Genomic DNA, 26,668 nt, shown 5'->3' with positions numbered 1-26,668 from the left:
CCATGATTCCGCGCCGCCAGGTCAAGAATCCGCACGCCGAAGCCGAGCAGTTCCGCCGTCGCGCGGCGCTCGGCTTCCTGGGCGTGCTGGTCTGCCTGCTGGGCCTGGGCGGCTGGTACTTCAAGCTGCAGGTGCTGGACCACGATGTCTACGCCACCCGCTCGGAAGCCAACCGCATCAAGCCGCGGCCGGTGGTGCCCGGGCGCGGCATGATCTACGACCGCAACGGCCGCCTGCTGGCCGAGAACGTGCCGGCGTTCCGCCTGGACGTCACCCCGGACAAGGTCAAGGACATGGACGCCACCTTGGAAGGGCTGGCGAAGATCATCAGCATCAGCCCGGAAGAGCTGGAAGCGTTCAACAAGTCGCGCAAGGCGCGCCGCAAGTTCCTGCCGGTCACGCTGAAGCTGCGCATGAGCGACGAGGAGATGGCGCGCTTTGCCGTCGACCGCTGGCGGTTCCCGGGGGTCGAGCTGGAACCCTACCTGACCCGGCGCTATCCGTATGGCGATCTGTTCGCGCACATCATCGGCTACGTCGGTCGCGTCGATGACAAGGATCTGGAGATCCTCGGCGAAGGCAATGCCGCGCTGACGCACATCGGCAAATCCGGGCTGGAGCGCTATTACGAGCAGCAGCTGCGTGGCCGGGTCGGCTACGAACAGGTCGAGACCAACGTGCAGGGCCGCGCGATCCGCACCATCGGCCGCGTTGCCGCGCAGTCCGGTGCCGATCTGCGGTTGTCGATCGACGCCGACCTGCAGCGCGCCATGGTCGCTGCCTTCGGCGACCAGGAAGGCTCGGCGGTGGCCATGGACCCGCGCACCGGCGAAGTGCTGGCGATGGTGAGCCTGCCGTCCTACGATCCGAACCTGTTCGTCAACGGCATTTCCCATGCCGACTTCAAGGCATTGAACGAAAACCCGTCGCGGCCGCAGTTCAACCGCCTGGTGCTCGGTGGCGTTGCCCCCGGTTCCACGCTGAAGCCGCTGATCGGCCTGGCCGGCCTGGATTCGGGCGTGCGCCGCCCGGAAGACAAGGTGCTGTCCACCGGCATGTTCTACCTGCCCGGCACTTCCCGTGGCTGGGGTGATGCGCATCGTGGCGGCCACGGCTGGACCGACCTGCGCAAGTCCATCGCCGAGTCGGTCAATACTTATTACTACAAGCTGGCGCTGGACCTGGGCATCGAGCGCTTCGACCATTACATGGAGTACTACGGCTTCGGCCAGCCGACCGGCATCGACCTCACCGGCGAAATCGGCGGCATCCTGCCGTCGCCGGCCTACAAGCGGAAGACCCGCAAGGAAGCCTGGTTCCCGGGCGACACGGTCAACATCAGCATCGGCCAGGGCGACTGGAAGGTGACCCCGCTGCAGCTGGCGCGCGGCGTCAGCGCGCTGGCCGACGGCCAGCTGCGCACCCCGCACCTGGTGATCCAGCAGCGCGAAGGATTCGACAGTGACTGGACGGCCATGCCGGCCGGCGAAAGCAAGCCGATCAGTCCCAACCCCAACAACGTGCAGGCCGTGCGCGAGGGCATGATGGCGACCATGCGGCCTGGCGGCAGTGGTTGGCGCGTGGCGGTGGGTGCGCCGTACGTGATGGCCGGCAAGACCGGCACCGCGCAGGTCATCAGCCGCAAGGGCACCGCTGCGGTGAATCCGAAGAGCCTGCCGATGCACCTGCGCCACCGCGCGTTGTTCGTGGGTTTCGCGCCGGTCGAGAACCCGGTGATCGCGATTGCGGTGGCGGTGGAAGGCGGCGGCTACGGCGGCTCGGCCGCCGCACCGATCGCACGCAAGGTGTTCGATGCCTACCTGCTGGGCAAGATGCCCGAGGGCATGCAGCCGCTGGACAGCGAGCGCGGCACCACGGCCATCGGCGCCACCGCGTTCGACAACGAGGACGCGGGCGCGCGCCAGGCAGGCGACCTTGCCGCCGCGCAGCTCGGGGACCATCCGGTGCTGATCGGCGTGCCCGCACCCGCACCCGCACCCGCACCCGCACCCGCACCCGCACCGCAACCGGATGCACCGGCGGCGGCCGCGCTGCCGGCCCCGCCACGCCCGACCCACGCGGAGCCTGCACGATGAGCGTCTTCCTGCGCTGGGCCGGCGACATGCTGCGCCGCTTCTTCAGCACCCTGGACTGGGTGCTGTGCCTGGCGCTGGGCGCGCTGATGCTGATCGGCCTGGCCACCCTGAAGAGCGCCGGTGGCGACAGCCTGGTGATGGCCCAGGGCGCGCGCTTCGCCGTGGGCATGGCCGCGCTGTGGGGCATCTCGCGGGTCTCGATCCTGCGCATCCGCTCGGCCACGCCGATGATCTACGCGATCTCGATGATCCCGTTGCTGGCGGTGTTCGTGCTGGGCACCGGCAAGTACGGCCGGCAGTGGCTGGACCTGAAGTTCTTCTACCTGCAGCCGGCCGAGCTGCTGAAGGTCAGCCTGCCGATGATGGTGGCCTGGTACCTGCACAGGATGCCGCTGCCGCCGCGCTTCAGCACGGTGCTGACCGCGCTGGTCATCATCGGCGTGCCGACCGGCCTGGTGATGCTGCAGCCGGACTTCGGTACCGGCGTGCTGATCGCCGCCAGTGGCGTGTTCGTGCTGCTGCTGGCGGGCCTGCCGTGGTGGTGGGTGGGCCTGGGCGTGGGCGGCGTGGCCGCAGTCGCGCCGGTGGCGTGGTTCTGGCTGCTGCGGCCGTACCAGAAGGACCGCATCATGATGTTCCTGGACCCGGAGATGGATGCGCTGGGCGCCGGCTGGAACATCATCCAGTCGAAGATCGCGATCGGTTCCGGTGGCTTCGACGGCAAGGGCTGGGGCGAGGGCTCGCAGTCGCACCTGAACTTCATTCCCGAGCAGACCACCGACTTCGCGTTCTCGGTGCTGAGCGAGGAGTTCGGCTGGATCGGCGTGGCCACCGTGCTGGCGCTGTACCTGGTAGTGATCGGACGTTGCCTGTGGATTGCCAGCCAATCGCGCGATTCCTATTCGCGCCTGCTGGCCGGTGCCACTGGCCTGGCGTTCTTCGTTTACGTGCTGGTCAACGGCGGGATGATTTCCGGCCTGCTGCCGGTGGTGGGCGTGCCGATGCCGCTGATCAGCTACGGCGGTACCTCGGCGGTGTCGCTGCTGGCTGGCTTCGGGCTTGTGATGGCGGTGCGCAGCCACAACCCGGTGCACGGCGGCTACGGCTGAGTCCGGGAGCGGAAACACCCTGACAGCTTCACGCAAGCGCCGGTTGCTAGCGTGCTGCGCGTGGAATGGAAACGACTGTATGGCGGCTGCCGTGAGGCAGTGCGCACGATCGATCTGCCGTTGCTGGTCGCATTGCTGATCCTGATGGGCGCGGGCCTGGCGGTGCTGCACAGTGTGTCCGGGCCGGTGGCCGGGCAGGCGGCGCGCTTTGCCGGTGGACTGCTGGCCATGTGGCTGCTGTCGCGTGTTTCGCTGCTGCGCCTGCGCGCGTGGACACCGGCGTTGTATGCGTTGTCGATGCTGCCGCTGATGGCGGTGTACGTGATCGGTACCGGCAAATACGGGCAGCGCTGGCTGAACCTCGGCGTGTTCTACCTGCAGCCGTCGGAGCTGCTCAAGCTCAGCCTGCCGCTGATGATGGCCTGGTACCTGCATCGGCAACCGCTGCCGCCGTCGCCACGCACGGTACTGACCGCCGCGGTGCTGATCGGCGCGCCGGCGCTGCTGATCCTGATGCAGCCCAACCTCGGCACCGCCACGCTGGTCACCGCCAGCGGCGTGTTCGCGTTGTTGCTGGCAGGCCTGCACTGGGGCTGGGTGGCGACCGGTGCGGCGGGGCTGGCAGTGGCCGCGCCGCTGGCGTGGTTCGGGCTGTTGCGGCAATACCAGAAGGACCGCGTGTTGACCTTCCTCGATCCGGCGGCCGACCCCCTGGGCACCGGCTGGAACATCCTGCAGTCGCGCATCGCGATCGGCTCCGGGGGATGGCAGGGACGCGGTTGGGGGCAGGGCACCCAGGCCACGCTGGATTTCCTGCCCGAATACACCACCGACTTCGCGTTTTCGGTGCTGGCCGAAGAGTTCGGCTGGATCGGCGTGGCGACGCTGTTCGCGCTGTACCTGTTCGTGGTGGGGCGTTGCCTGTGGATTGCGGTGCACGCGCGCGACACGCATGCGCGGTTGCTGGCCGGCAGCCTGGGCCTGGCGTTCTTCGTCTATGTACTGGTGAACGGTGGAATGATCTCCGGCCTGCTGCCGGTGGTGGGCATTCCGATGCCGCTGATCAGTTACGGCGGGACCTCGGCGGTTTCGCTGTTGGCCGGCATCGGGTTGGTGATGGCGGTGCGTGGGCACCGGCCCGTGCACGGGGGATAGGGCTTCCAGCCAACGGCGCAGCCCCTCGTGGGTGGAGTCTGGGTGGTCGCGGAAAGCAGAAGCCGCGGGTAGGCCGGTCGGGTTGGGTACGCGGGGGACGCCGTGAATCCGTCCCTGGAGGCTTGGCAGCCGCATCCATGCGGCTGACACCCCCGCGTACCCAACCCGACCGCCCTCTGACAGATTTTGGCGGTCTGCCACCCACGGAGAAGCAAGAGAAAATCAAAAGCGGGTCGCGGCGCTGCGCTTGCTCGTGAGCCGAGCATGGCTCGGCTCCACACAAGGCAATGAAGCGACCCGCCAAACCGCTTTTGCTTTTGATCTTCTCTTTTCTTCTCCGTGGGTGAACGCGCCCGACAACTGTCAGCGGCCGGGTGGGGGGGCAGTGCGGGGTGTCCGCGGCATGGATGCCGCGGCCAAGCCCCCATGGATGGGTTCACGGCGTCCCCGCACTGCCCACCCACCCGGCCAGCCCTCAGCAATCCGGCTTTCTGCGACCACCCAGACTCCACCCACGAGGGGCTGCGCCGTTGGCTGGAAACTCTGACGCTGCGCAGTGCCTGTTGTGGAAGCGTTCTCACAACGATGCGAAGCAATACACCCACCGACCAAAGTCCGCAAAAAACGTTAGCTGGTTCACACTTTTACACCGCGTTGATCTTGATCAATGGACTTGTCGTAATCGGCCTGCACAATGGCGGCCCGTTCGGCACGGCGCGCCGTCAATCGTTGCAGCGCGAGGGGGCGTCGGGCGGGAAGCAGTACTGATCCAACGGGTACAGGGAGCGCGGGGTACTGCCACTGGGGAGCGGCAGCCGCGCAGGTACCGACCGGATCCGGTCGCCGGTTGCGTCTGCGGGGATGGGGACGCAACCGGCAACCTCTCACTGAATGGGGAAGCCCGATCACGACGTCTTCACATTTCCCGCTGAACGCGGGCAAATCGTTGTGATTCATGGTGTTAGGGGTTTTAATTCATCCATGACCTGCTAACCTGCGACGATGATTCGACGCACTCTGGCCTGCATGCTCACCCTCGGCCTGGTCGCCTGCGCGACCCAGCCGAAGTCCCCACCGTCTTCGCCCCAGGCCAGCAGCACGCCGCGCCAGCCCGCCGCCAAGGCCCATGGCCCGGCCGAGGCCGCGCCTGAAGCCACCGCCGCCACCGTGCCGCCGGTCGATCTCACCCCGGTCCCGTTCGAGGTCGCGCGGGACCGCTTCATCGCCGATACCGCCAAGCGCTATGGCCTGAAGCCGGAGCAGATCCGCAGCGTGCTCGACCAGGCACAGGTGCGCCAACCGATCATCGCCGCGATGTCGCGCCCGGCCGAACGGGTCAAGCCGTGGAATGAATACCGGCCGATGTTCATCAGCAAGGCGCGCATCGATGGCGGCCGCGCGTTCCTGGCCGAACACCGCGCCGAACTGGATCGCGTGCAGCAGCGCACCGGCGTGCCGGCCGAAGTGATCGTGGCGATCATCGGCGTGGAAACCAGCTATGGCAGGAATGCCGGCAACCACCGCGTGCTCGATGCGCTGTACACACTGGCGTTCTATTACCCGCGCAGTGGCGACCCGGCCAAGCTGGAACGCGAAGTGCGCCGCGAGCTGTTCTTCCGCGACGAACTGGCCAAGCTGTTCGAGCTGGGCCGCGAGGAGAAGCTGGACATCACCACGCTCAAGGGCAGCTATGCCGGTGCGATGGGCATGGGCCAGTTCATGCCGTCCAGCTACCTGGATTACGCCGTGGACGGCAATGGCGATGGCCGTCGTGACCTGTTCACCAGCTATGACGATGTGTTCTCGTCCATCGCCAACTACTTCGTGAAGAAGGGCGGCTGGGTCCGGGGTGGCCAGGTGGCCGTACCGGCCACGCTGGCCCCGGGGCGCGAGGAATTCAACCCGACCGAGTGGATGCCGACCTGGTCGCTGGCCGATCTGGCGCAGCGCGGCTACCAGCCCAGCGCACCGGTGCAGCCGGGCGCCACGGCCACGCCGATCACGCTGGAAGGCAGCACGGGCAAGCAGTACTGGCTGGGCTTCCAGAACTACTACGCGATCACCCGCTACAACCTCTCGAAGATGTACGCGATGGCCGTGTTCCAGTTGTCCCAGGCCATCGCCGGACAGGAGCTGCCCCCGGCATGAACATCAGATGGCTGGTCCCGAGCTTGATCGTCTTCGCGCTGGCCGCCTGCAGCAGCGCGCCGAAGAAGCCGGCCACGGCCGGCCACGGTGGCAAGCCCAGCGGCACGGTGGTGCAGGGCCGCGGCGCGCGCCCGGCGCATTGCCCGGAGGGCTCGCCGTATGCGGCGGCCAAGGAAGACCCGAACACGCGCGGCAACTACACCGCCGGCGGCCTGTACAGACCCGGCGTGCGTGACAGCACCCCGGACTACATTCCCAACGTCGCCTGCATTCCCGAGCCGGAAGTGACCGCCGAAGAGCGTTCGGCGATCGGCAACAAATCGCCCTACGTGGTGCTGGGCAAGTCGTACAAGGTGCTCGACGACACCCGCAACTATGTCGAGCGCGGCACGGCGTCGTACTACGGCGCCAAGTTCCATGGCCGCCTGACCTCCAACCGCGAGGTCTACGACATGTACCAGTTCACCGCCGCGCACAAGACACTGCCGCTGCCCAGCTTCGCCCTCGTCACCAACCTGGACAACGGCGAATCGGTCATCGTGCGCGTCAACGACCGTGGCCCGTTCCATGACGGCCGCGTGGTCGATCTCAGTTATGCCGCCGCAGTGCGCCTGGGCATCACCCAGCGCGGCACCGGCAACGTGGAAGTGCGTGCGCTGCAGCCGGGCGAGAGCAACCTGCTGGCGCAGAAGCCGTCGCGCCGCGAGCGCCGTGCCGCGGAAACCGCGGTCGCGGTGGCCGGGGCGCGCCCGGTACCGGCCGCGCGTGCCACCGCTGACAGCGACATCGATCGCCTGGTCAAGCGCCTGCCGGCCGAGGCCACGCCTGCGCGTGGCCAGCCGGCCACCACCCAGGGCGTGGCCAGCGCGGTGCCGGACGTGGCGGTCAGCAGCCTGCCGCCGAGCGCACCGCCGGTGCGCAGCACCACAACGGCGCCGGTGGCAGTCGCCAGCGCCGCGCCGCGCACGGTCGCGCCGGCCGCAGTGCGTACGGTGCCCGCCACCGCAGTAGCCCCCAGCCTGTCGCAGCAGGTGGTCGGCGCGGTGATGGTGCAGGTCGCCAGCTTTTCCAGCCGCGACAATGCCAACCGCGCGATGGGCCAGCTCAACGCGGCCGGCATTGTCGGCGCCACCATCAGCGACATCGCCGCCGGTGGCCGTACCCTGTTCCGCCTGCGCGTTCCCGCCAGCGACCATGCCAGTGCCGCGGAACTTGTCGGCCGCATCGCCGGTCTGGGCCTGGGTTCGCCGCAGATCGTCAAGGATTGATCCGCCTGGGCTGGTGCTGCCGGCCCAGGCTCGCCCGGCCTTACAATGGCCGCTTCGTTCCACCCTCCATTCCTGGCCGTCCCCTGGAGCCTGCTGTCCAATGAATTTCCGTTCCGCCGCCACCGCCCTGGCCGCCACCCTGGTGGTGGGCCTGGCTTCCGCCCAGACGCCGCTGCCGACCCCGACCCCGGCCACGAGAGAGAGCGCCTGCCGCCGCCGCAGCTGCCCCGGCCACCGTCGCGACCCCGCCGGCCCCGGCGCCGAGCGTGTCCAAGGCCTGGGTCCTGATGGACTACGCCACCGGCCAGGTGCTGGCCGGCGAGAACATCCACGAGCAGCTGGCCCCGGCCAGCATCACCAAGGTGATGACGTCCTACGTGGTTGCCGCCGAGGTCAAGAACGGCAAGGTCCGTGCAGATGACCAGGTGATGATGAGCGAGCGCGCCTGGCGCGAGGGTGGTGCGGGTACCGACGGCAGCTACAGCGGCTTCCCGGTCAACCAGACCGCACGCCTGGAAGACATGGAGAAGGGCATGGCGATCCAGTCCGGCAATGACGCCGCGATCGCCCTGGCCGAGCATGTGGCCGGCAGCGAAGAAGCCTTCGCCTCGCTGATGAACAGCTACGCCGCCAAGATCGGCATGAAGGACTCGCACTTCGTCAACGCCCACGGCCTGACCGCCGAAGGCCATCACAGCACCGCCTACGACCTGGCACTGCTGGGCCGCGCGATGGTGCGTGATTACCCGGAAACCTACGCGTACAACAAGATCAAGGAATTCCAGGTCGGCAACATCAAGCAGCCGAACCGCAACCTGCTGCTGTGGCGCGATGGCAGCGTGGATGGCATCAAGACCGGCCACACCTCCGAAGCCGGCTACTGCCTGATGAGCTCGGCCCAGCGTGGCGACCAGCGCCTGATTGCCGTGGTGCTGGGCGGTGCGTCGGAAAAGCAGCGTGCCGATGACAGCCTGGCCCTGCTGAACTGGGGCTTCCGCTTCTTCGAGACCCATCGCCTGTACGAGCCGGGCAAGGCCGTGGCCGAGCACAAGGTCTGGAAGGGCACCACCGACAAGGTGCAGCTGGGCGTGGCCCAGCCGATGCTGGTGAGCGTGCCGCGCGGCCGCTACAACGACCTGAAGCCGAGCATCGACGTGCCCAAGACCCTGGAGGCACCGTTCACCGCGGGCCAGCAGATCGGCACCGTGAAGGTCACGCTGGATGGCAAGGTCATCGCCGAAGCGCCGCTGGTGGCTGTGGCCGCCGTCGAACAGGCCGGTTTCTTCAAGCGCCTGTGGGACAGCTTCTGGATGTGGTGGGAATCGGAATGATCCACGCCCCGGCGTGGTGAACGAAAAGGCCGGCAAATGCCGGCCTTTTCTGTTTCGGGAGGCCGCTTCCCCCCCGCATGCGGGGGGTAGGGCCGGCCGCTGGCCGGCTCCCCAGCAACCCATCCGGATCTGCCGGCAGCCGGCCAGCGGCCGGCTCTACCTGCAACCCAGCGGCCGGCACTACCGATAGCCTGCCCGCTTACAGCGCGCGGCTGATGGTGAAGCTGCCGAACACGGGTGACTGGCGCTGGCCATCGAACTCGCGGGTGCTGTGGTAACGCGCCATCGCGAATTTCCAGCGCCCGCGCATTACCGCGATGCCGTAGCCGCCCTGTGCCACCACATGGCGCTTGTCCACGCTGTGGCTGCTGCGGAACGTATTGCCGTCCAGGGTGATGTCTCGGATCATCCAGGCCGCGTCGGTGGTCACGAACAGGTGCCAGGACCAGCCACTGGGGCGGCCGCCGCGGGTCGGTGCCGTGTTCTCGCCCGCCGGGCGCAACGGCGTGCTGCCGAAATCGTCGGGCAGCTTCCAGCCGAAACGCAGCTCGCCACCGGCATTGGCCTTGGTCTCCAGATTGCCGATGGCACCGCCGTAGTGGCTGATCGCATCCCAGCCCCAGCCGCCGGCGTTGACACTGGCATCGGCCGGCCAGCGCCGCATGCGCTCGTGGGTCAGCATGAACACCGGTTCGTTGTGCAGCTGGTTGTCCCAGCCCTCGAACTTCTTGTCGCCCAGAAGGTCGTGCACCGCATCCTGCACCTGCTTGCCCTGTGCCCAGGGGCCGACCACGCCCACCGCCAGCTGGGTGGTCTGCAGGCGGTCGCCACTGCGCGCATTGAAGCCGAAGCTGGCCAGCAGCACGCCGGCATACGGCCGGTCCTCCTTGATCAGGTCGCGGCGGGCCGGGTCGGAGGGGGTGAAGATGCCCTGGCCGATGCTGAAGATCATGTTCTGCTGTTCGAACCGGCCCGGGTGCAGGCCTTCCAGGTACTGGTTCACCCAGCGCGCCATGCGCGGCAGGCAGGGGTCATCGGTGTAGTCGACCAGGTTCGGCGAGACCAGGGTCAGCTGCGCGCCGTTGGTGTAGCCCTGGTCCTGGTGGCGGCCACCGAACAGGTCGTTGTCGACGCGGAAATTGACCTGGGGCGGGTGGTCGCGCATGGCGTCCGGACCACACTGTTCAGCCGCCTGTGCGGCAAGGGGGAGGGCAGTGGCCAGCAGGCAGGCCAGCCCAAGGACTGCGACACGATGCATGGATGGAATGCTCATGGGGAAGGGGATGGTTTTCTGTCGTTTTCTGCAACGCCACGGTACTCGCGCCCGCGCGCCGGAACGAGCGCGTCCGGATCACTTGTCTGTTCCGAAAACAACATTGTCCAGCGGACACAATTTGTTACCCGCGCAGGCGCCGGGGGCCTCGCGTGAAGGCCGGCGCCAGCCGTGCGGCGCGGCGTCGCGGCCTGCGCCGGCGCAGGAATCGCAGTCAGCTGCCGTTGGGCATGGCAGCGCCGGTGTGGGTGCCACCTGCAACGCAGCAGGCCGCCGGTACCGCCTTTGATGTTGATGAATACTCTTGGGTTTGTTGCCCTGCGGCCCGATAATGGGCCCATGGAAATCAAGTCCGACAACCCCGACCACGGCTTCCAGTTCCCCGGCCAGTTCGAGCTCAGCGCCATGGGCGCGGCCAACCGCGGCCTGGAACATGAGCTCCCCCGCCTGCTGCTGGCTGCCGGCATCGATGTGGTGAACGAACGCATCAGCTGGAAGCATTCGTCCAACGGCAAGTACGTGTCCGTCCGCATCGTGTTCAAGGCAGAAAGCCGCGAACAGTACGACCTGGCCCACCAGGCGCTGCGCGACCACCCGGAAGTGAAGTGGACGCTGTAGCCGACAGCTGCCCGGCCGAGGCCGCCCCGGAACACCGCGCGCCGCGTCCGGCGGTGGTCCGTGTCCTTGGCCGCCAGGCCTATGAGCCGGTGTGGCGCGCCATGCAGCGCTTCACCGACCAGCGCAGCGACGCCGATGCCGACGAGCTGTGGGTGGTCGAGCACGATCCGGTGTTCACCCTGGGCCAGGCCGGCAAGGACGAGCATGTGCTGGCGCCGGGCGATATCCCCGTGCTGCACGTGGACCGCGGCGGCCAGGTGACCTATCACGGTCCCGGCCAGATCGTGGTCTATCCGCTGCTGCGCCTGCCGCGGCTGGGCATCGGCGTGCGCGACTACGTGTGCCGCATCGAGCAGGCCCTCATCGATACGCTGGCCGAGTGGAACATCGGTGCCGAACGCCGCGAGGGCGCCCCGGGCGTCTACGTCGGTGGCGCCAAGATCGCCGCGCTCGGCATCCGCGTGCGGCGCGGCTGCACCTTCCATGGGCTGGCGTTCAACGTGGCCATGGACCTGGAACCCTTCCACCGCATCAACCCCTGTGGCTATCAGGGGTTGCAGGTGACCTCGGTGGTAGACTTGGGCGGCCCCTCCGGCATGGAGGCCGTCAAGCCGGTGCTGCTGGACCACCTGGCCCGCCAGTTCGGCCTGCTGCTGCAGCACACGCCCGAACTGCCCGATCTTTCTGCGGCCGCCTGACCGCCCCCGGAACCGCCATGACTGAAACCACCGCCCGTTCCATTCCCCTGCAGATCGTGCAGGGCGATTCTCCGTCCGCCGCGCCGTTGCAGGCCGGGGTCAAGCAGCTGGGCGGTGACAAGATCAACCGTTCGCCGGTGCAGTTCGCCGATGCGCCCGTGCTGCGCAAGCCGTCGTGGATCCGCGTGCGCATTCCTTCGGGCAATGCGGTGCAGAACCTGAAGGCCAAGCTGCGCGAGAACCGCCTGGTGACGGTGTGCGAGGAAGCCAGCTGCCCGAACATCCATGAGTGCTTCGGCCACGGCACCGCCACCTTCATGATCCTCGGCGAGGTCTGTACCCGCCGCTGCTCGTTCTGCGACGTCGCCCACGGCCGCCCGAAGCCGCCGGATGCCAACGAACCGGCCAGCCTGGGCCAGACCGTGGCCGACATGGGCCTGAAGTACGTAGTGGTGACCAGCGTCGACCGCGATGACCTGCGTGACGGCGGTGCCCAGCACTTCGTCGACTGCATCACCGCCATCCGCGAAAAGTCGCCGGGTACCCGCATCGAAGTGCTGACCCCGGACTTCCGCGGCAAGGGCCGCATGGAACGTGCGCTGGAGATCCTGGCGCAGAATCCGCCGGATGTGTTCAACCACAACATCGAGACCGTGCCGGACCTGTACCGCAACGTGCGCCCGGGTGCGGACTACCAGTGGTCGCTGAACCTGCTGAAGAACTTCAAGGCGCAGCACCCGGACGTGCCGACCAAGAGCGGCATCATGCTGGGCCTGGGCGAAGACTTCGAACAGATCAAGGCCACGATGCGTGACCTGCGCGCGCACGATGTGGACATGATCACCATCGGCCAGTACCTGCAGCCGACCGCGCATCACCACCCGGTGCTGAAGTATTGGACCCCCGAGGACTACAAGGCGCTGGAAGACTACGGCTACGCGCTGGGCTTCAGCCATGTGGCATCCGGCCCGATGGTGCGCTCGTCGTACCATGCCGACGTCCAGGCCAAGGGCGCCGGCGTCCGGTAAGCGGTCGCCGCCGGGCCATGGCCCGGCGCTGCCAAGGGATGCCACCACCGCCCTGGTGGGCGCGCGCACGCCTTCGCCTGCATTCACAATTTGCTACACCGGCCCGGCTAGGCTGGTTTTCCACCGAGCGCGGCCGGGTGACAAACCCGGCAACTTTCGGCACTGTCGCGGTGTCTGAACACCCCGCAGTCTCTCCCTTGGCAAGGCGCCTTCGAGCACGTCAATGAAATTCAAAGCCCCCGCATTCCTGATGGCCCTGGCGCTGGTCGCGCCGCTGGCGCTGGCGGCCAAGGCCGACTCGCCTGCCTTGCCCGCCGCGGCCACCGCCGATCAGGTGACCACCTCCAAGCTGGTGTACGGCCTGTTGTCCGACAGCCGCTACGCCTATCGCCCGCGCGCGCTGGACGAGGCCACCTCCAAGGACGTGTTCAAGCGCTACCTGGAAACGCTGGACGGCGCCAAGCAGTACTTCACCCAGGCCGACGTGGCGCGCTTCGCGCCGTTCGAAGCCAACATCTCCTCGGCCATCCGTGGTGGCGAGCTGGAGCCGGCGTTCCAGGTGTTCGCGGTCTACAAGCAACGGGTCGGCGAACGCGTGGCCTATGCACGCAAGCTGCTCAAGCAGGAGCCGGACTTCACCACCGACGAACGCTTCGAGTACGACCGCAAGAAGGTGCCGTGGGCGGCCAGCAGCGCCGAGCTGGACGAGCTGTGGCGCAAGTCGGTCAAGAATGACTGGCTGCGCCTGAAACTGGCCGGCAAGAAGCCCGATGACATCCGCAAGACGCTGGACAAGCGCTATGCCACGCTGGAAAAGTCGGTCAATGAGCTGAAGGGCGAGGACGTCTTCCAGTTCTTCATGAACGCCTACACCAGCGCTGTCGATCCGCACACCGACTACTTCACCCCGCGCACCGCCGAGAACTTCAACCAGGCGATGTCGCTGTCGCTGGAAGGCATCGGTGCGCAGCTGCAGCGGCAGGACGACATGGTGGTGATCCGCGAGATCATCGCCGGAGGTCCGGCCGCAGTGGACGGCACCCTGAAACCGGGCGACCGCATCGTCGGCGTGGGCCAGGGCAAGTCCGGGCCGGTCGAGGACGTGATCGGCTGGCGCATCGATGACGTCGTGGCCAAGATCCGCGGTGCCAAGGATACCCAGGTCAAGCTGGAGTTCATCCCGGCCGCCGAGGGCGTGGACGGCAAGCACCACACGCTGGTGCTGACCCGCCAGAAGGTGCGCCTGGCCGAACAGGCCGCCAAGGGCGAGACCATGAGCATCCCGGCCGCCAACGGCGAACCGGCGCGCCGGATCGGCGTGATCAAGCTGCCGACCTTCTACCAGGACTTTGAAGGCCGTCGCCGCAATGCCGCCGACTACGCCTCGGCTACCCGCGACGTGGCCAAGCTGCTGGCCGGCTTCAAGAACGACAAGCTGGACGGCGTGGTGCTGGACCTGCGCAACAACGGGGGCGGCTCGCTGGATGAAGCGATCGAACTGACCGGCCTGTTCATTGAACAGGGCCCGGTGGTGCAGGTGCGCGAGTCCGGCGGACGCGTCACCGTCAACAGCGACCGCAACCAGGGCGTGGCGTGGGACGGCCCGCTGGCGGTGCTGATCAACCGCGGTTCGGCCTCGGCTTCGGAGATCTTCGCCGGTGCCATCCAGGACTACGGCCGTGGCCTGGTGATCGGTGAAACCAGCTTCGGCAAGGGCACCGTGCAGAACATCGTCGACCTCGATCGCTGGCCGAGCGGCGAAACCCAGCGCTTCGGCCAGGTCAAGCTGACCATCGCCCAGTTCTTCCGCATCAGCGGCAGCAGCACCCAGCACAAGGGCGTGGTGCCGGACCTGGCGTTCCCGGCCAGCGTCGATGCCACCGAGTTCGGCGAAAGCACCTACGACAACGCATTGCCGTGGACCCGTATCGCGGCCGTGCCGCATACCCAGTACGGCAACTTCGCGCCGCTGCTGCCGAAGCTGGAAACCCGTCATGACGCGCGCATCGCGACCGACAAGGAATTCCAGTGGTGGAACGAGGACGTGGAGCAGTTCCGTGCCGAGGCGGCCAAGAAGTACATCTCGCTCAACGAGGCCACCCGCCGCGCCGAGCGTGAGCGCCAGGATGCCCAGCGCAAGGAGCGCCAGGTGCAGCGCAAGGCACTGGGCCTGGCCTTGGACCCGCTGGCCGATGACAGCAGCGATGATGGCCTGACCGGCAACGAACGTGACATCGTCAAGGATGCGGCGCGCGAGAAGGCTGCCGAGAAGCGCCCGGACCCGCTGCTGCGCGAGTCGGCGTCGATCCTGGCTGACGCGGTGAACCTGCTGGCCAACGACCGCCCGCTGTCGGCACAGGTGCTGCCGCAGTCCACCGGCGCGGGTCGCTGGGCGGACTGAACCGGGCGTCCCACGCGATCCCCGAGGGGCCGGCATTGCCGGCCCCTTTCTGTCTGGGGTCCCGTCTGTTTGAGGACCCCCGTCCGTGGCGCTGCCGGCGCATGAACCGGGAGCAACATGGGCGGCGATGTCGACCTGCCGCACACGGCGGCGGGACTACCCTTGCCGCTACCGTCCTCGCAGGAGCACCCATGCGGGCCTCCCGTCTTTCCAGCGCTGCCGTCGCCTGTGCCAGCGTCCTGATCCTGTCGGCCTGTGGTGGCCGCGCCGCCGACAGCACTGTGCTGCGCGAGTCCTTCGACTCCGGCGACACCTTCTCGCGTACCGTCGAGGGACGCCCTGCGGAGGCCTGCGAGGCGGCGCGCCGCACGCTGCTCAGTCAGGGCTATGCCATCGCCCGTGCCGATGATGCCCAGGTGGAAGGCAACAAGAACTTCCAGCCGCGCGAGGACGATCATGAGCAGCTGGTGCTGCGCATCTCGTGTGCGCCGCGTGGCGGCCAGGCGCTGGTGTTTGTCAGCGCGGTGCAGGATCGTTACGCGCTGAAGAAGAGCCCGACGTCGGCCAGTGTCGGCGTGGGCGCATTGGGCTCGGTGTCGCTGCCGTTCGGCAGCAACGACGACTCGCTGGTGAAGGTGGCCAGCAGCACGGTTACCGATGCCGAGTTCTATCGCCGCTTCTTCCAGCGCCTGCAGCAGTACCTCCCCGCGGCAGCGGGCGCGCCATCGCCATCGCCATCACCGGCCGCACCGCCGGAACCTGCACCGGCGGCGACGGACCAGGGCTGAGCGTGCGCGGCAGGTGGCTGAGCGTGGCCCTGCTGCTGGTGCCATCGTGGGTCGTGGCAGCGCCGTCGCTGGACTGTGCACAGGGCCTGCTGCAACGGCTGGGCTGGCGCTTCGAGGACGCGGTCGTGAGTGCACCGCAGGTACACGGTGGCGCGGTGTGCACGCGTGCGTCGCTGGCTGCGGCGCAGGCCGCCGGCGATCTGCAGGTGCGTTGGCCAGCGGCCCTCGCCCCGACCGCACGGCAGGCGCTGCTGCAGCAGCTGCTGGATGATCCGGCCACGGTCTGCGCCTACGCGTTCGAGCTGGGCGCAGCCACGCGGCGTGCGACGCAGGCACTTGAGGGCAATCCCGGCTTCCGGTTCTCCGGCCTGCAGCTGGGCTGGATCGGCTTCGGTGTGCGCGGTGCGCCGGCACAGGGGTGGCAGCGCACGCGCAGCCTCGGCCGTGGCTTCATGCCCAGTGCGGGCAACAGCCGTGCACTGGAGGCGTTCTATAGCGGGGCCGTGCGTGCCGAATGCGGTGTCGGTCGCCAGGTTGCGCAGCTGGCCACCCAGCGCGAGCTGTACGGCGACGCTGCGTTCGACGCCGGCTTTGCGGAGGATGAACTGTCGATCGGCACCTTCCTCGCGCTGCACCGGACCGACAGCATTCTGCTTGGCGCGCACGCGGGCGAATTCTTCGCCGATGGCAAGGCAGTGCGCACCTCGGCGATGGGACGGCAGGCGTTCGTCGGCGTTCCCGGTTTCATCGAACATGTGTACGACAAAGGCACGCTGGACGACCTGAGCAACCAGGCCGAGAACTTCGTGGTGGTCGAGGTGGGCGAGGATGCTGCGCGGGCGCTGGCCACGCACGGCGGACTGGCCTGGTATGACCAGCGCAATGCCGAGGTGTGGGCACTGGCGCAGGACATACCGCGTACCGGCCAGCGCTACTTCGAGCGGCTGCTGTACGAGCGCGATCCACAGCTGCGCGCACGGCTGGCGCCGCGCTACCACGCGGCGCTGGCGCGCATGGACCAGCTGCTGGACGATCCGTTCTACCGGCAGTTCGTGATCTATGTGCATCCACGCGGTATACGTCCCATCGGCTACCACATCGCCCGGCTGCTCGACCGCAACCCGCGAACCCCGTTTTCGATCGACCTGGCGGTGCACAATCTGCACACCACGCTCTACCGGCGTTGGCGCGAGGCGCAACTGCGCCACTGCGCGGCTACCGGCAGGCCAGGCAGCCTGACCCTCGACCCCAACTGAAGGTGAAACAATGGACATTGCAATGATCGGCCTTGGCCGCATGGGGGCCAACATGGCCCAGCGCCTGCATCGCGGCGGCCACCGCGTAGTCGGCTACGACCCGGGCGAAGGCGCCCGCGAGCGCGCCGCCGAGGCGGGCCTGGAGGTGGTCGATTCGCTGGCCGCCGCCGTGGCCGCGCTGCCGGTGCCGCGCGTGGTGTGGCTGATGGTGCCGGCGGGTGAAACCGTCGACCAGACGCTGGGCCAGCTGACCCCGCACCTGGCCGAAGGTGACATCGTCATCGACGGCGGCAACTCCAACTACCAGGACTCGATCCGCCGCGCCAGGGCGCTGGCCGAGGATGATCTGGGCTACGTCGACTGCGGCACCAGCGGTGGCGTGTGGGGCCTGCAGGAAGGCTACAGCCTGATGGTCGGTGGCGAAGCGTCGGTGGTGGAGCAGATCGCACCGCTGCTGCGCACGCTGGCACCGGCCGAGGACCGGGGCTGGGGTCGTGTCGGCCCGTCCGGCGCTGGCCACTTCACCAAGATGGTCCACAACGGCATCGAGTACGGAATGATGCAGGCCTACGCCGAGGGCTTCGCGCTGATGGAGCGCAAGCAGGAAATGGAACTGGACCTGGCCCAGGTCGCCGAGGTGTGGCGCCACGGCAGCGTGGTGCGTTCGTGGCTGCTGGACCTGAGTGCCGAAGCCCTCAAGCGCAATCCGTCGCTGGATGGCATCGCACCGTACGTCGAGGATTCCGGTGAAGGCCGCTGGACCGTAGCCGAAGCAATCGCATTGGACGTGCCTGCACCGGTGATCACGCTGTCGCTGCTGGAACGCCTGCGTTCGCGCGAATCCAATTCGTTCACCGACCGCCTGCTGTCGGCGATGCGCAATGAATTCGGCGGGCACGCGATCAAGAAGTCGTAAGCACTGCGGTGGGGTCAGAGCCCTTCGGCGTTGCCGAAGGGATCCGACCCCAGGCAGATCGGGGTCGGATCCCTTTCCGCAGGAAAGGGCTCTGACCCCATGCAGCCAGTCGAGCATGGCTCGACTCTACAAGAGCCATCTCACGGATAGCCGGCTTTTGCTGTTGCTGTTGAGGTTGCCGGCCAGCGGCCGGCACTACCGTTTCTGCGGGTGCAGGGCGCAGCCCTGCCGATCACCCAACGCGATCCGCCGCCCTTTGCGCGCGCTGTCCATGCCGGCTTGCAGCAGCCGCATCAGCTGCAGGGCCTGCACCGGGCTGACCGTGGCTTCGCCCTCGCCGTGCATCGCCGAGGCGAACTGTGCATACAGGCGGCGGTAGTCGCCGGGCAGGTTGTCGAAGGTGCTGCGCTGCACGTTGTCTTCGGCATCGCAGCGCACCAGCTCGCCATGCCGCGGATCAATGCCCCAGCCCGGTGCGCCCGGCGCAACGCCGCGGCGCAGCTGCGCCTCCTGTACGTCCAGTCCGTGCTTGATCCAGCTGGCGGTGCTGCCATGCACGCTGAAGTGCGGCGTCTGCGCTGCCACCAGTGAACCGGCGTGGACGATCGCCCGATGCCGCGGGTAGTGCAGTATCGCGTGGAAGTAATCGATGCCGCCGCCACCTTCGCGCTGCACGGCCAGATCGGCATCGATGGCGTCGGGCCAGCCGAACAGCACCAGCATCTGGTCCAGCAGGTGCGGACCGAGGTCGTACCACAGGCCACTGCCGGGCCCGTCCTGTTCGCGCCAGCGGTCGCGCACCTGTGGCCGGTAGCGGTCGAAGTGCGCGTGGCACTCGGCCACGTCGCCCAAGGTGCCTTCGGCCAGCAGCGACTGCAGGGTGAGGAAGTCGGCATCGAAACGCCGGTTCTGGAACACGGTGGCGATGCGCCCGGCGTCGCGTGCCGCCGCCAGCACCGTTTCCGCCTCGGCCACGTCCAGTGCGAACGGCTTGTCGACCAACACATGCTTGCCTGCCGCCAGCGCCGCGATGGCCAGTGGCGCATGCTGTTCGTTGGGCGTGGCGATCACTACGGCATCCACGGCCGGATCATCGAATACCTGCTGCGGCGTGGCACGCACGTGCACATCGCTGAACGTCCGCAGCAGCGTGTCGCGTTGTGAACTGACGATGCTGTGCAGCGCCAGCCCGGGCGTGTGCTGGATCAGCGGCGCATGGAAGACGCGGCCGGCGAGGCCGTAACCGATCAGGGCCAGTTGCAGGTCGGGGCGCATGGCAGGGCTCCGGCAATGGGGAAGGGCAGGGTAAACGACGATGGCGGACGAGCCCAAACTGAACCATTGGCATCGCCGGGCTGCCGATTCACGGCAGCATGACCGCAACGCCACGCCTGCTCCACGTGCGCTTGTCCAGACTGGCAGCACATTCCGAAGGAGTACGACACGATGAGCAATACGACCCGCACGCTGATTGCCTCGGCCCTGACGCTGGGCCTGGCCATGTCCTCCTCGGCCGCATTCGCCAAGGATCCGGCCGCGAAGAGCCCGCCGACCAGTGCCCACCCGACCACCCATGCCGATCGCCATGACTCCAATGAGCCGGTGACCGACACCTGGATCACCACCAAGGTGAAGGCTGACCTGCTGGCCAGCAGCAACGTTCCGGGCACCGAGATCAAGGTGGAAACCGTGAACGGCGTGGTCAGCCTGAGCGGCGCCGTCGCCACGCAGGCGGAGAAGGACAAGGCAGTCAATACCGCCAAGGGCATCAAGGGCGTGACCCGCGTCGATGCCGCCGCGCTGAAGGTCAGCGCCGCCGCCAAGCGCTGAACAGCCACCACGCGTTGAACAGGGTGGGCGCCCCGCAAGGGGCGCCCACTCGCGTATGGGGCCGGCTGCGTGAGCCCGTTCAGCCTGCCGCGCTTCGGGCTCCAGAGTTGTGACCGCCTGCGCTATATTGCCGGTTCCGCCGCAGCCGGGCTCCGCCCCGGGTCCCGCTCCGCGGCCGTGCTGACGAGGAACTATGGCGCTGGTTTTCAGTGACGACATCTGGGACCGCTGGCGGTTGCCGGCCCTGGCGCTGGCGGCTGCCGCGATCATCGTGGTGCCGTGGTTGACGCTGCGCAAACTGCAGCAGGACAGCGAAGAGGCGATGGCCTGGGTCAACCATACCCAGGCCGTGGGCGTGGCACTGCAACAGTTGCAGGCCGATGTGCGCGACGTCGAATCGGCCGCCCTGACCCTGTCCAAGGGCGTGGATGCGCCCGGCCTGCGCGAGCGCATGGCCAAGGCCAACGACATTCCCGGACGACTGGCCGAGCTTGGGCGGATGACCCGCGACAACCCCGAGCAGCTGATCCGCATTGGCCGCATCGAATCGATGCTGGACGGCCGCCTGGCGGTGGCACGCGAACTGGCCCGGTCCGAACCGAACAGCGACCAGCGCGAACTGGTGCAGGACCTGAGCACGCGGTACCCGATCCGTGGCCTGGTGGAAGAACTGCAGGCCAGCGAGCAGACGCTGCTGGCACGGCGTGCCGAGCAGGCCGCGCGCCAGCGCAAGCAGACCGAACTGGTCGCGTGGAGCTCGCTGGTGATCCAGCTGGCGCTGCTGGGCCTGGTGCTGTGGCTGCTGCAGCGGCAGATCGGCCGCCGCCTGCATGCCGAACGCCAGTCGCTGCGCTCGGCCGCGCGTGCGGCGTCGGTACTGCAGACCGTGCGCGAACCCATCGTGCTGCTCGACCGCGACCTGCGCGTGCAGCTGCACAACCCGGCGTTCGCCGAACTGTACGACCTGCAGGACGAGCGTGCCGATGGCCTGCTGCTGGAAAACGTCGGCGACGGCGCCTGGGGGGATCCGGTGGTGCGCCAGCGCCTGGCCGATGTGTTGTCGCGTGGCCGCGAGCTCTGGGACTTCGAGCATGAGCAGCGTACCGCCGATGGCATGGTGCGCTACATGATGCTCAATGCGCGCCGCATGCCGCTGCCCGACACCGATGACGAGGTGGTGCTGCTGACCATCAGCGACGTCACCCTGCAGCGCGCAGTGCAGTTGCGCGTGGAAGAGCTGAACCGCCAGCTGGAAGGCAAGGTCGCGCAGGTGTCCGAGGTCAACCGCGAGCTGGAAGCCTTCAGCTATTCGGTCTCGCACGACCTGCGCGCGCCGCTGCGCCACGTGGCCGGATTCTCCGACAAGCTGTCGCGCCACCTTGGCGATGCTGCCGATGACAAGAGCCGCCACTACCTGGAGGTGATCTCCAGTTCCGCCCGTCGCATGGCGGCGCTGATCGACGACCTGCTGGTCTACTCGCGCCTGGGCCGTGCGGCGATGCGCCAGCAGGCCGTGGACATGCAGTCGCTGGTGGCCGATACCCGCGCCATGCTCGATGCCAACCTGCAGACCGAGGCCGAGAACAGCGGTCATGCGCACCGGGTGGAGTGGAGCATCGCGCCGTTGCCGATCGTGGTGGGCGACGAGAACATGATCCGCCAGGTCTGGCTGAACCTGCTTGGCAACGCAGTGAAATACTCGGGCAACCGTGAACCGGCGAAGATCCGCGTGGACTACCAGCCGCAGCCCGATGGCGGCCATCAGTTCACGGTCAGCGACAATGGTGCAGGCTTTGACATGGCTTACGCCGGCAAACTGTTTGGTGTGTTCCAGCGCCTGCACAAGGCCAGCGATTATCCGGGCACCGGCATCGGCCTGGCCAGCGTGCGCCGCGTGCTGACCCGCCATGGCGGCCGCATCTGGGCCGAGGCCGAGCCGGACGTCGGCGCCACCTTCCACTTCTACCTGCCTCCCGCGAACGACGCGGACAAACAAGGGCCTTCTGCATGACCACTCTGCGCACCATCCTTCTCGCCGAAGACAGCCCGGCCGACGCCGAAATGGCGATCGATGCCCTGGAAGAGGCGCGCCTGGCCAATCCCATCGTGCACGTCGAAGACGGCGTGGAAGTGATGGACTACCTGCTGCGTCGCGGCGCCTTTGCCGAGCGCGAGGAAGGCCTGCCGGCGGTGCTGCTGCTGGACATCAAGATGCCGCGCATGGATGGCCTAGAAGTGCTGCGGCAGATCCGCGAGCACGAGGAGCTCAAGCGCCTGCCCGTGGTGATCCTGTCGTCCTCGCGCGAGGAAAGCGATCTGGCCCGCAGCTGGGACATGGGCGTGAACGCCTACGTGGTCAAGCCGGTGGATGTGGACCAGTTCTTCGGCGCAGTGCAGACCCTGGGCAAGTTCTGGGCGTTGATCAACCAGGCACCGGAACTCGAGTGAGCCCATGCCCCTGACCGGTCCCGCCCTGGGGGCGCTGCGCATCCTGCTGGTGGAGGATTCACCGGAAGATGCCGAGCTGATGTCCGAACAGATGCTCGATGCGGGCCTGGACGCCCGTTTCGAGCGCGTCGAGAGCGAGGCTGAACTGCGCCAGGCACTGGCCGCGTTCCAGCCGGACATCGTGCTGTCCGACCTGAGCATGCCGGGGTTCTCCGGTGATGATGCGCTGCGCATCGTGCGCGAGACCTCGCCGGAAGTGCCCTTCATCTTCGTCTCCGGCACCATGGGCGAGGAGAACGCGGTGGCGGCGCTGCAGAAGGGCGCCAACGACTACATCATCAAGCACCTGCCGGCACGCCTGCCCTCGGCGGTCGCGCGTGCGATCCGCGATGCACGCAGTGCGGTCGAGCGTGCACGCGTGGAAACCGAGCTGATGCGTGCGCAGCGCTTGGAAAGCCTGTCCCTGCTTGCCGCCGGGCTCAGCCACGACCTGCGCAACATCCTGCAGCCGTTGCTGATCATGCCGGACCTGCTGAAGGCGCGTACCGACGATCCGCAGCTGCACCACCTGGCCGATGTCATCGCCGAGTGTGGCCGCCGTGGCCACGAGATGGCCGAATCGATGCTGTCGTTCGTGCGCGGATCGCGCAAGCCGAGCGAGCGCATCGAGATCAAGGGCCTGTTCGATGCGGTGGCCCTGCTGTTGCGCAGCAACGTGCCCGATGCCGTGCGCCTGGAACTGCTGGTGCAGGATGAAGGCCTGGTGGTCGACGCCAACTACACCGAACTGCAGCAGGTGATGCTGAACCTGGCGCTCAACGCGATCCAGGCGATGCCCAACGGTGGCCGCCTGAGCCTGACCGCCAGCCATGCCGGCCAGCGCGATGGCGTGGACTGGATGCGCATCTGCGTGGCCGATGAAGGCATCGGCATGGACGCGGACACGTTGTCGCACCTGTTCAATCCGTTCTTCACCACCAAGGCCGATGGCACCGGCCTGGGCCTGATTTCCTGCAAGCGCATCGTGGAAGGCGCCGGCGGCAGCATCCATGTCAGCAGCCAGCCGGGGCAAGGCACCTGCTTCGAACTGCGCTTGCCCATGCACGAAGCCAGCGACGGCAGCGAGCCGATCGAACAGCTGGTGGCGTTGGGCAGTGGGCAGTCGATCCTGGTCGTCGACGGCGAAGCCACGCGCCTGTCGCTGCTTGGCAATGCGTTGTCCAGCCAGGGCTACCAGCTGCAGCTGGCGTCCGACGGCCCGGCGGCGCTGCGCTGGATGCAGCAGGAGGCGATGCCGGCCCTGGTGATCGCCGATGCCGGTTCCAAGCTGCTGCCGGCCAGCCAGCTGCTGGGCGAGATGGCCGCGTTGGGCTATCGCGGGCCGGCGCTGGTGCTGGAGGATGCGGCGGTGGCGGTGCCCGCCGATGCGTTCCCGCCCGGCGTGGAGGTGCATGTGCTGCGCAAGCCGCTGCAGATGCAGCAGGTGTTCCGAGCGGTAGCCGAAGCGCTGGGCTGATGCCACGGTAGTGCCGGCCGCTGGCCTACATCCCGTGCGGTGGAATCAATGCGGTTGTTTACCAGCGGTGGCACTACCGGTCCGGAGGTTTCCCAGGGGGAAGCGTGGCAGCGCATCCACCGCCTGTTCCAGCCGCAGCCGATGCAGCTGGTCTTCCGCGCGGTGGCCGAAGCGCTGGGCTGATCTCGCGGTAGTGACGCCGCTGGTGGCAACATCCCTGTGTGGGGGGATCAACGCGGTTGTAGGCACCAGCGGCCTACACTACCGGTCCAGGGTTTCCCCAAGGGAATCGCGGCAAGGCATCCACTGCCTGTTCCAGCCGCTGCAGATGCAGCAGGTGTTCCGCGCGGTGGCCGAAGCGCTGGGCTGATGCCACGGTAGTGCCGCGCGCCGCCGCTGGTAAGCATCCCTGGGGTCGGGTCAATGCGGTTCCAGCGGCCGGCACTACCGGTCCAGGGATTCCCAAGGGAAGCGCGGCAAGGCATCCACTGCCTGTTCCAGCCGCAGCAGATGCAGCCGGTCTTCCGCGCGGTGGCCGAAGCGCTGGGCTGATGCCACGGTAGTGCGGCCGCTGGTACATCCCTGTGTGGTGGAATCAACGCGGTTGTAGGCCAGCGGCCGGCACTACCGGTCCAGGGTTTCCCAGGGGAAGCGCGGCAGCGCGTCCACCGCCTGTTCCAGCCGCCGCGACCAGTTCTGGTGGATGTCGGCATACAGCGTGGAATCCGCGCCCAGCCGCAGCTGCTGGCCGATGCGCAGTTCGCCGTCGCGCAGCAGCGCCAGATCGATCGGCAGGCCCACCGACAGATTGGAACGGATGGTGGAATCGAGCGACACGATCGCCGTACGCGCGGCATCCTCCAGGTGCGTGGCCGGGCTGAGGATGCGGTCGAGGATCGGCTTGCCGTACTTGGATTCGCCGATCTGCAGGTAGGGCGTCTCCGGCGAGGCGGCAATGGCGTTGCCGAGCGGGTAGATCATGTACAGCCCGGGCCGCTCGCGGCGATCTGGCCGCCGAAGATCAGCGTGGCCTGGGTGTTGACCCCGTCATGGCCGTGTTCGCTGTGGCTGCTGTGCACCTGGCTGTCCACCAGCAGCTGGCCCACATACGCGGCGGCTTCGAACAGGTGGGTCATGTCGCGCAGGTTGGGCATGCGCCGTTCTGCGGCGTCGCGGCCCAGGCGCGACACCAGCAGCTGGGTGGTGGCCAGGTTGCCAGCCGCCATCAGCACGTAGGCTGCCTGGCCGGGATACTCGAACACGTGCAGCTTCCGATGCACGCGCACATCGTCCAGCGAGGCATTGGTCCGGGTGTCGGCAGCGAAGACCAGGCCCTCGTCCACCTCGATTCCAACGCAATAGGTCATGTCGGTGCCCTATCATGTGCGTCCCGGATTGTAGGCAGGCCGCCGTGACGACGGCATGTCCACGCCCCCTAAGTGCCGTCACCTGAACCGCATGACCACCGTGCTCCTGAGCCTGGGCAGCAACGTCCAGCCCCGCCGCTACCTCCACGCCGCGGTGACGGCCCTGCGCGAGCGCTTCGGCGCGCTGCAGGTCTCGCCCGCCTACCGTACTGCCGCGGTCGGCTTCGATGGCCCGGCCTTCCTCAACAACGCGGTGGCGATCGAGACCGGCCTGCCGCTGCAGGAACTGGACGACTGGCTGCATGCGCTGGAGGATGCGCATGGCCGCGACCGCAGCGGGCCGCGCTTCTCCGACCGCACCCTGGACATCGACGTGGTGTTCTATGGCGACCTGGTGGTGGAAGGGCCGGGTCACCTGCGCATCCCGCGGCCGGAGCTGAAGCACGCGTTCGTGTTGAAGCCGCTGGCCGACATCGCGCCGGACTTCATCGATCCGGTCAGCGGACTGGACCTGGCCACGCTGTGGCGCGCGCACCCGCAGTTTGGCGAGGCGTTCGAGGTGGTTGACCTGGAATGACGGGGTTGTAGGCCAGCGGCCGGCACTACCGGTATCTTAAGCCGCTGGCCGGCTACAACCTCTCAGCTGACCGTACGCCCGCCATCCACGCGCAGGGTATGGCCGGTCACGAAGCTGGCCTCGGCCACCAGCCAGTACACCGCCTCGGCGATCTCCTCGACCGTGCCGATCCGCGCCAACGGCGTGCGTGCCAGCAGCGCCTCGCGCGCGAAATCGTCCTTGCCCTGTTCCGGCCACAGGATCGCCCCCGGCGCGACCGCATTGACCCGCACCTTCGGTGCCAGCTCCAGCGCCAGCGCGCGGGTGGCCATCTCCAGCGCGGCCTTGGCCATGGTGTAGGCGATGTGGTCGCGCATCGGGTCGGTGCCGTGCAGGTCGGTCAAATTGACGATGCAGCCCTGCTGGCGGCGCAGGTAGGGCGCCGCCGCCTGTGACAGCAGCAATGGCGCGCGTGCGTTGACCGCATACAGCGCGTCCATCGCCTCAGCGGTGACCTGGCCGAGCGGAGTGGGGAAGAAGTTGGAAGCATTGTTGACCAGCGCATCCAGGCGGCCGAAGTGGGTAACCGCCTGTTCCACCAGGTCGGGCAGGGCGTCGGCGTCACGCAGGTCGGCCTGCAGGGCCAGCACGCTGCCGGGGCGCACGTTGTCGAAATCGAACGCGGCCTGCTGCAGCTCGGCGCTGGAGGTGTGGGCGTGCAGCACCACCGACCAGCCGCAGGCATGGAACTGGCGGGCGATGGCCGCACCGATCCGGCGTGCGCTGCCGGTGATCAGGACCACGGGGTGGGTGTCGCTCATCGAGGGTCCTCCAAGGCTCGGCTATCCTGTGCACCATTGTCACCG

General features: G+C 67.8%; 21 protein-coding genes and 2 pseudogenes. 19 read left to right on the top strand and 4 right to left on the bottom strand.

What is annotated here, in order from left to right; genetic code table 11:
• The first annotated feature begins 2 nt into the window (after positions 1-2).
• From mrdA to NSQ78_RS18425, 6 genes and pseudogenes are all read left to right on the top strand, one after another.
• Positions 3-2,096, top strand: coding sequence for a penicillin-binding protein 2 (mrdA, locus tag NSQ78_RS18450; RefSeq protein WP_149901778.1), 2,094 nt, complete (start codon positions 3-5; stop codon positions 2,094-2,096).
• Positions 2,093-3,205, top strand: a complete 1,113-nt coding sequence (gene rodA / locus NSQ78_RS18445; protein ID WP_053461406.1) for a rod shape-determining protein RodA — start codon at positions 2,093-2,095, stop codon at positions 3,203-3,205. Before mrdA ends, rodA (NSQ78_RS18445) begins: the two co-directional genes overlap by 4 nt.
• Positions 3,206-3,265: 60 nt before the next feature.
• On the top strand, positions 3,266-4,360 hold the full coding sequence (gene rodA / locus NSQ78_RS18440; RefSeq protein ID WP_188348103.1) for a rod shape-determining protein RodA: 1,095 nt from the start codon (positions 3,266-3,268) through the stop codon (positions 4,358-4,360).
• Between the two features lie 1,002 nt (positions 4,361-5,362).
• The gene (gene mltB / locus NSQ78_RS18435; RefSeq protein ID WP_064239206.1) at positions 5,363-6,508 is read left to right on the top strand and encodes a lytic murein transglycosylase B; all 1,146 of its coding nucleotides are present in this window, start codon (positions 5,363-5,365) and stop codon (positions 6,506-6,508) included.
• Positions 6,505-7,776 (top strand): septal ring lytic transglycosylase RlpA family protein, encoded by a 1,272-nt coding sequence (locus tag NSQ78_RS18430; protein WP_064239205.1) that lies wholly within the window; start codon positions 6,505-6,507, stop codon positions 7,774-7,776. The genes mltB and NSQ78_RS18430 overlap by 4 nt, the downstream gene beginning before the upstream one ends.
• Before the next feature lie 100 nt (positions 7,777-7,876).
• A pseudogene (locus NSQ78_RS18425) lies at positions 7,877-9,107 on the top strand (D-alanyl-D-alanine carboxypeptidase family protein).
• A gap of 199 nt (positions 9,108-9,306) precedes the next feature.
• On the opposite strand, the gene NSQ78_RS18420 reads toward NSQ78_RS18425, so the two are convergent.
• On the bottom strand, positions 9,307-10,365 hold the full coding sequence (locus NSQ78_RS18420; RefSeq protein WP_080473156.1) for a lipid A deacylase LpxR family protein: 1,059 nt from the start codon (positions 10,363-10,365) through the stop codon (positions 9,307-9,309).
• 354 nt (positions 10,366-10,719) lie between these two features.
• Between NSQ78_RS18420 and NSQ78_RS18415 the strand changes: the two genes are divergently transcribed.
• The 7 genes from NSQ78_RS18415 (at position 10,720) to gnd (ending at position 18,085) form a co-directional block, all read left to right on the top strand.
• The gene (locus NSQ78_RS18415; protein ID WP_049467948.1) at positions 10,720-10,998 is read left to right on the top strand and encodes a YbeD family protein; all 279 of its coding nucleotides are present in this window, start codon (positions 10,720-10,722) and stop codon (positions 10,996-10,998) included.
• On the top strand, positions 10,986-11,696 hold the full coding sequence (lipB, locus tag NSQ78_RS18410; RefSeq protein WP_064239202.1) for a lipoyl(octanoyl) transferase LipB: 711 nt from the start codon (positions 10,986-10,988) through the stop codon (positions 11,694-11,696). Before NSQ78_RS18415 ends, lipB begins: the two co-directional genes overlap by 13 nt.
• 17 nt (positions 11,697-11,713) lie before the next feature.
• Positions 11,714-12,724, top strand: coding sequence for a lipoyl synthase (gene lipA, locus NSQ78_RS18405; RefSeq protein WP_049467944.1), 1,011 nt, complete (start codon positions 11,714-11,716; stop codon positions 12,722-12,724).
• Positions 12,725-12,947: 223 nt separating this feature from the next.
• Positions 12,948-15,125: a carboxy terminal-processing peptidase gene (locus tag NSQ78_RS18400; RefSeq protein WP_049467942.1), complete on the top strand. Its 2,178-nt coding sequence runs from the start codon at positions 12,948-12,950 to the stop codon at positions 15,123-15,125.
• Between the two features lie 191 nt (positions 15,126-15,316).
• Positions 15,317-15,913 carry a DUF2242 domain-containing protein gene (locus NSQ78_RS18395; RefSeq protein ID WP_064239201.1) on the top strand — a complete coding sequence of 199 codons (597 nt, stop codon included), beginning with the start codon at positions 15,317-15,319 and terminating at the stop codon, positions 15,911-15,913.
• Between the two features lie 17 nt (positions 15,914-15,930).
• A complete protein-coding gene (locus NSQ78_RS18390; RefSeq protein ID WP_308306501.1) occupies positions 15,931-17,169 on the top strand; it encodes a hypothetical protein in 1,239 nt (412 codons plus the stop codon).
• 10 nt (positions 17,170-17,179) lie between these two features.
• Positions 17,180-18,085, top strand: a complete 906-nt coding sequence (gene gnd / locus NSQ78_RS18385) for a phosphogluconate dehydrogenase (NAD(+)-dependent, decarboxylating) (RefSeq protein ID WP_057494984.1) — start codon at positions 17,180-17,182, stop codon at positions 18,083-18,085.
• 195 nt (positions 18,086-18,280) lie between these two features.
• On the opposite strand, the gene NSQ78_RS18380 is transcribed toward gnd, so the two are convergent.
• Positions 18,281-19,360: an oxidoreductase gene (locus tag NSQ78_RS18380; protein ID WP_064239199.1), complete on the bottom strand. Its 1,080-nt coding sequence runs from the start codon at positions 19,358-19,360 to the stop codon at positions 18,281-18,283.
• 171 nt (positions 19,361-19,531) lie between these two features.
• Between NSQ78_RS18380 and NSQ78_RS18375 the strand changes: the two genes are divergently transcribed.
• From NSQ78_RS18375 to NSQ78_RS18355, 5 genes are all read left to right on the top strand, one after another.
• Positions 19,532-19,915: a BON domain-containing protein gene (locus tag NSQ78_RS18375; RefSeq protein WP_049467929.1), complete on the top strand. Its 384-nt coding sequence runs from the start codon at positions 19,532-19,534 to the stop codon at positions 19,913-19,915.
• 193 nt (positions 19,916-20,108) lie between these two features.
• Complete coding sequence (locus tag NSQ78_RS18370; protein WP_064239198.1) at positions 20,109-21,926, top strand: ATP-binding protein; 1,818 nt, start codon at positions 20,109-20,111, stop codon at positions 21,924-21,926.
• The gene (locus NSQ78_RS18365; protein ID WP_053461396.1) at positions 21,923-22,363 is read left to right on the top strand and encodes a response regulator; all 441 of its coding nucleotides are present in this window, start codon (positions 21,923-21,925) and stop codon (positions 22,361-22,363) included. The genes NSQ78_RS18370 and NSQ78_RS18365 overlap by 4 nt, the downstream gene beginning before the upstream one ends.
• 4 nt (positions 22,364-22,367) lie before the next feature.
• Positions 22,368-23,879 carry an ATP-binding protein gene (locus NSQ78_RS18360; RefSeq protein WP_064239197.1) on the top strand — a complete coding sequence of 504 codons (1,512 nt, stop codon included), beginning with the start codon at positions 22,368-22,370 and terminating at the stop codon, positions 23,877-23,879.
• 48 nt (positions 23,880-23,927) lie between these two features.
• Positions 23,928-24,062 carry a hypothetical protein gene (locus NSQ78_RS18355; RefSeq protein WP_339207084.1) on the top strand — a complete coding sequence of 45 codons (135 nt, stop codon included), beginning with the start codon at positions 23,928-23,930 and terminating at the stop codon, positions 24,060-24,062.
• A 441-nt stretch (positions 24,063-24,503) separates the two neighbouring features.
• Here NSQ78_RS18355 and NSQ78_RS18350 read toward each other — a convergent pair.
• A pseudogene (locus NSQ78_RS18350) lies at positions 24,504-25,246 on the bottom strand (20S proteasome subunit A/B).
• 91 nt (positions 25,247-25,337) lie between these two features.
• Between NSQ78_RS18350 and folK the strand changes: the two are divergent.
• Positions 25,338-25,823 carry a 2-amino-4-hydroxy-6-hydroxymethyldihydropteridine diphosphokinase gene (gene folK / locus NSQ78_RS18345; protein WP_049466693.1) on the top strand — a complete coding sequence of 162 codons (486 nt, stop codon included), beginning with the start codon at positions 25,338-25,340 and terminating at the stop codon, positions 25,821-25,823.
• A gap of 62 nt (positions 25,824-25,885) precedes the next feature.
• Here the strand turns inward: folK and NSQ78_RS18340 are convergent, their stop codons facing one another.
• Complete coding sequence (locus NSQ78_RS18340; protein WP_049466695.1) at positions 25,886-26,623, bottom strand: pteridine reductase; 738 nt, start codon at positions 26,621-26,623, stop codon at positions 25,886-25,888.
• Between the last annotated feature and the right edge of the window lie 45 nt (positions 26,624-26,668).

This window comes from Stenotrophomonas sp. FSL W7-1447, assembly GCF_037966425.1.
Taxonomy (GTDB): domain Bacteria; phylum Pseudomonadota; class Gammaproteobacteria; order Xanthomonadales; family Xanthomonadaceae; genus Stenotrophomonas; species Stenotrophomonas pavanii.
Note: the sequence above shows the minus strand (reverse complement) of the source record. Positions and strands in the feature narration are given on the sequence as shown.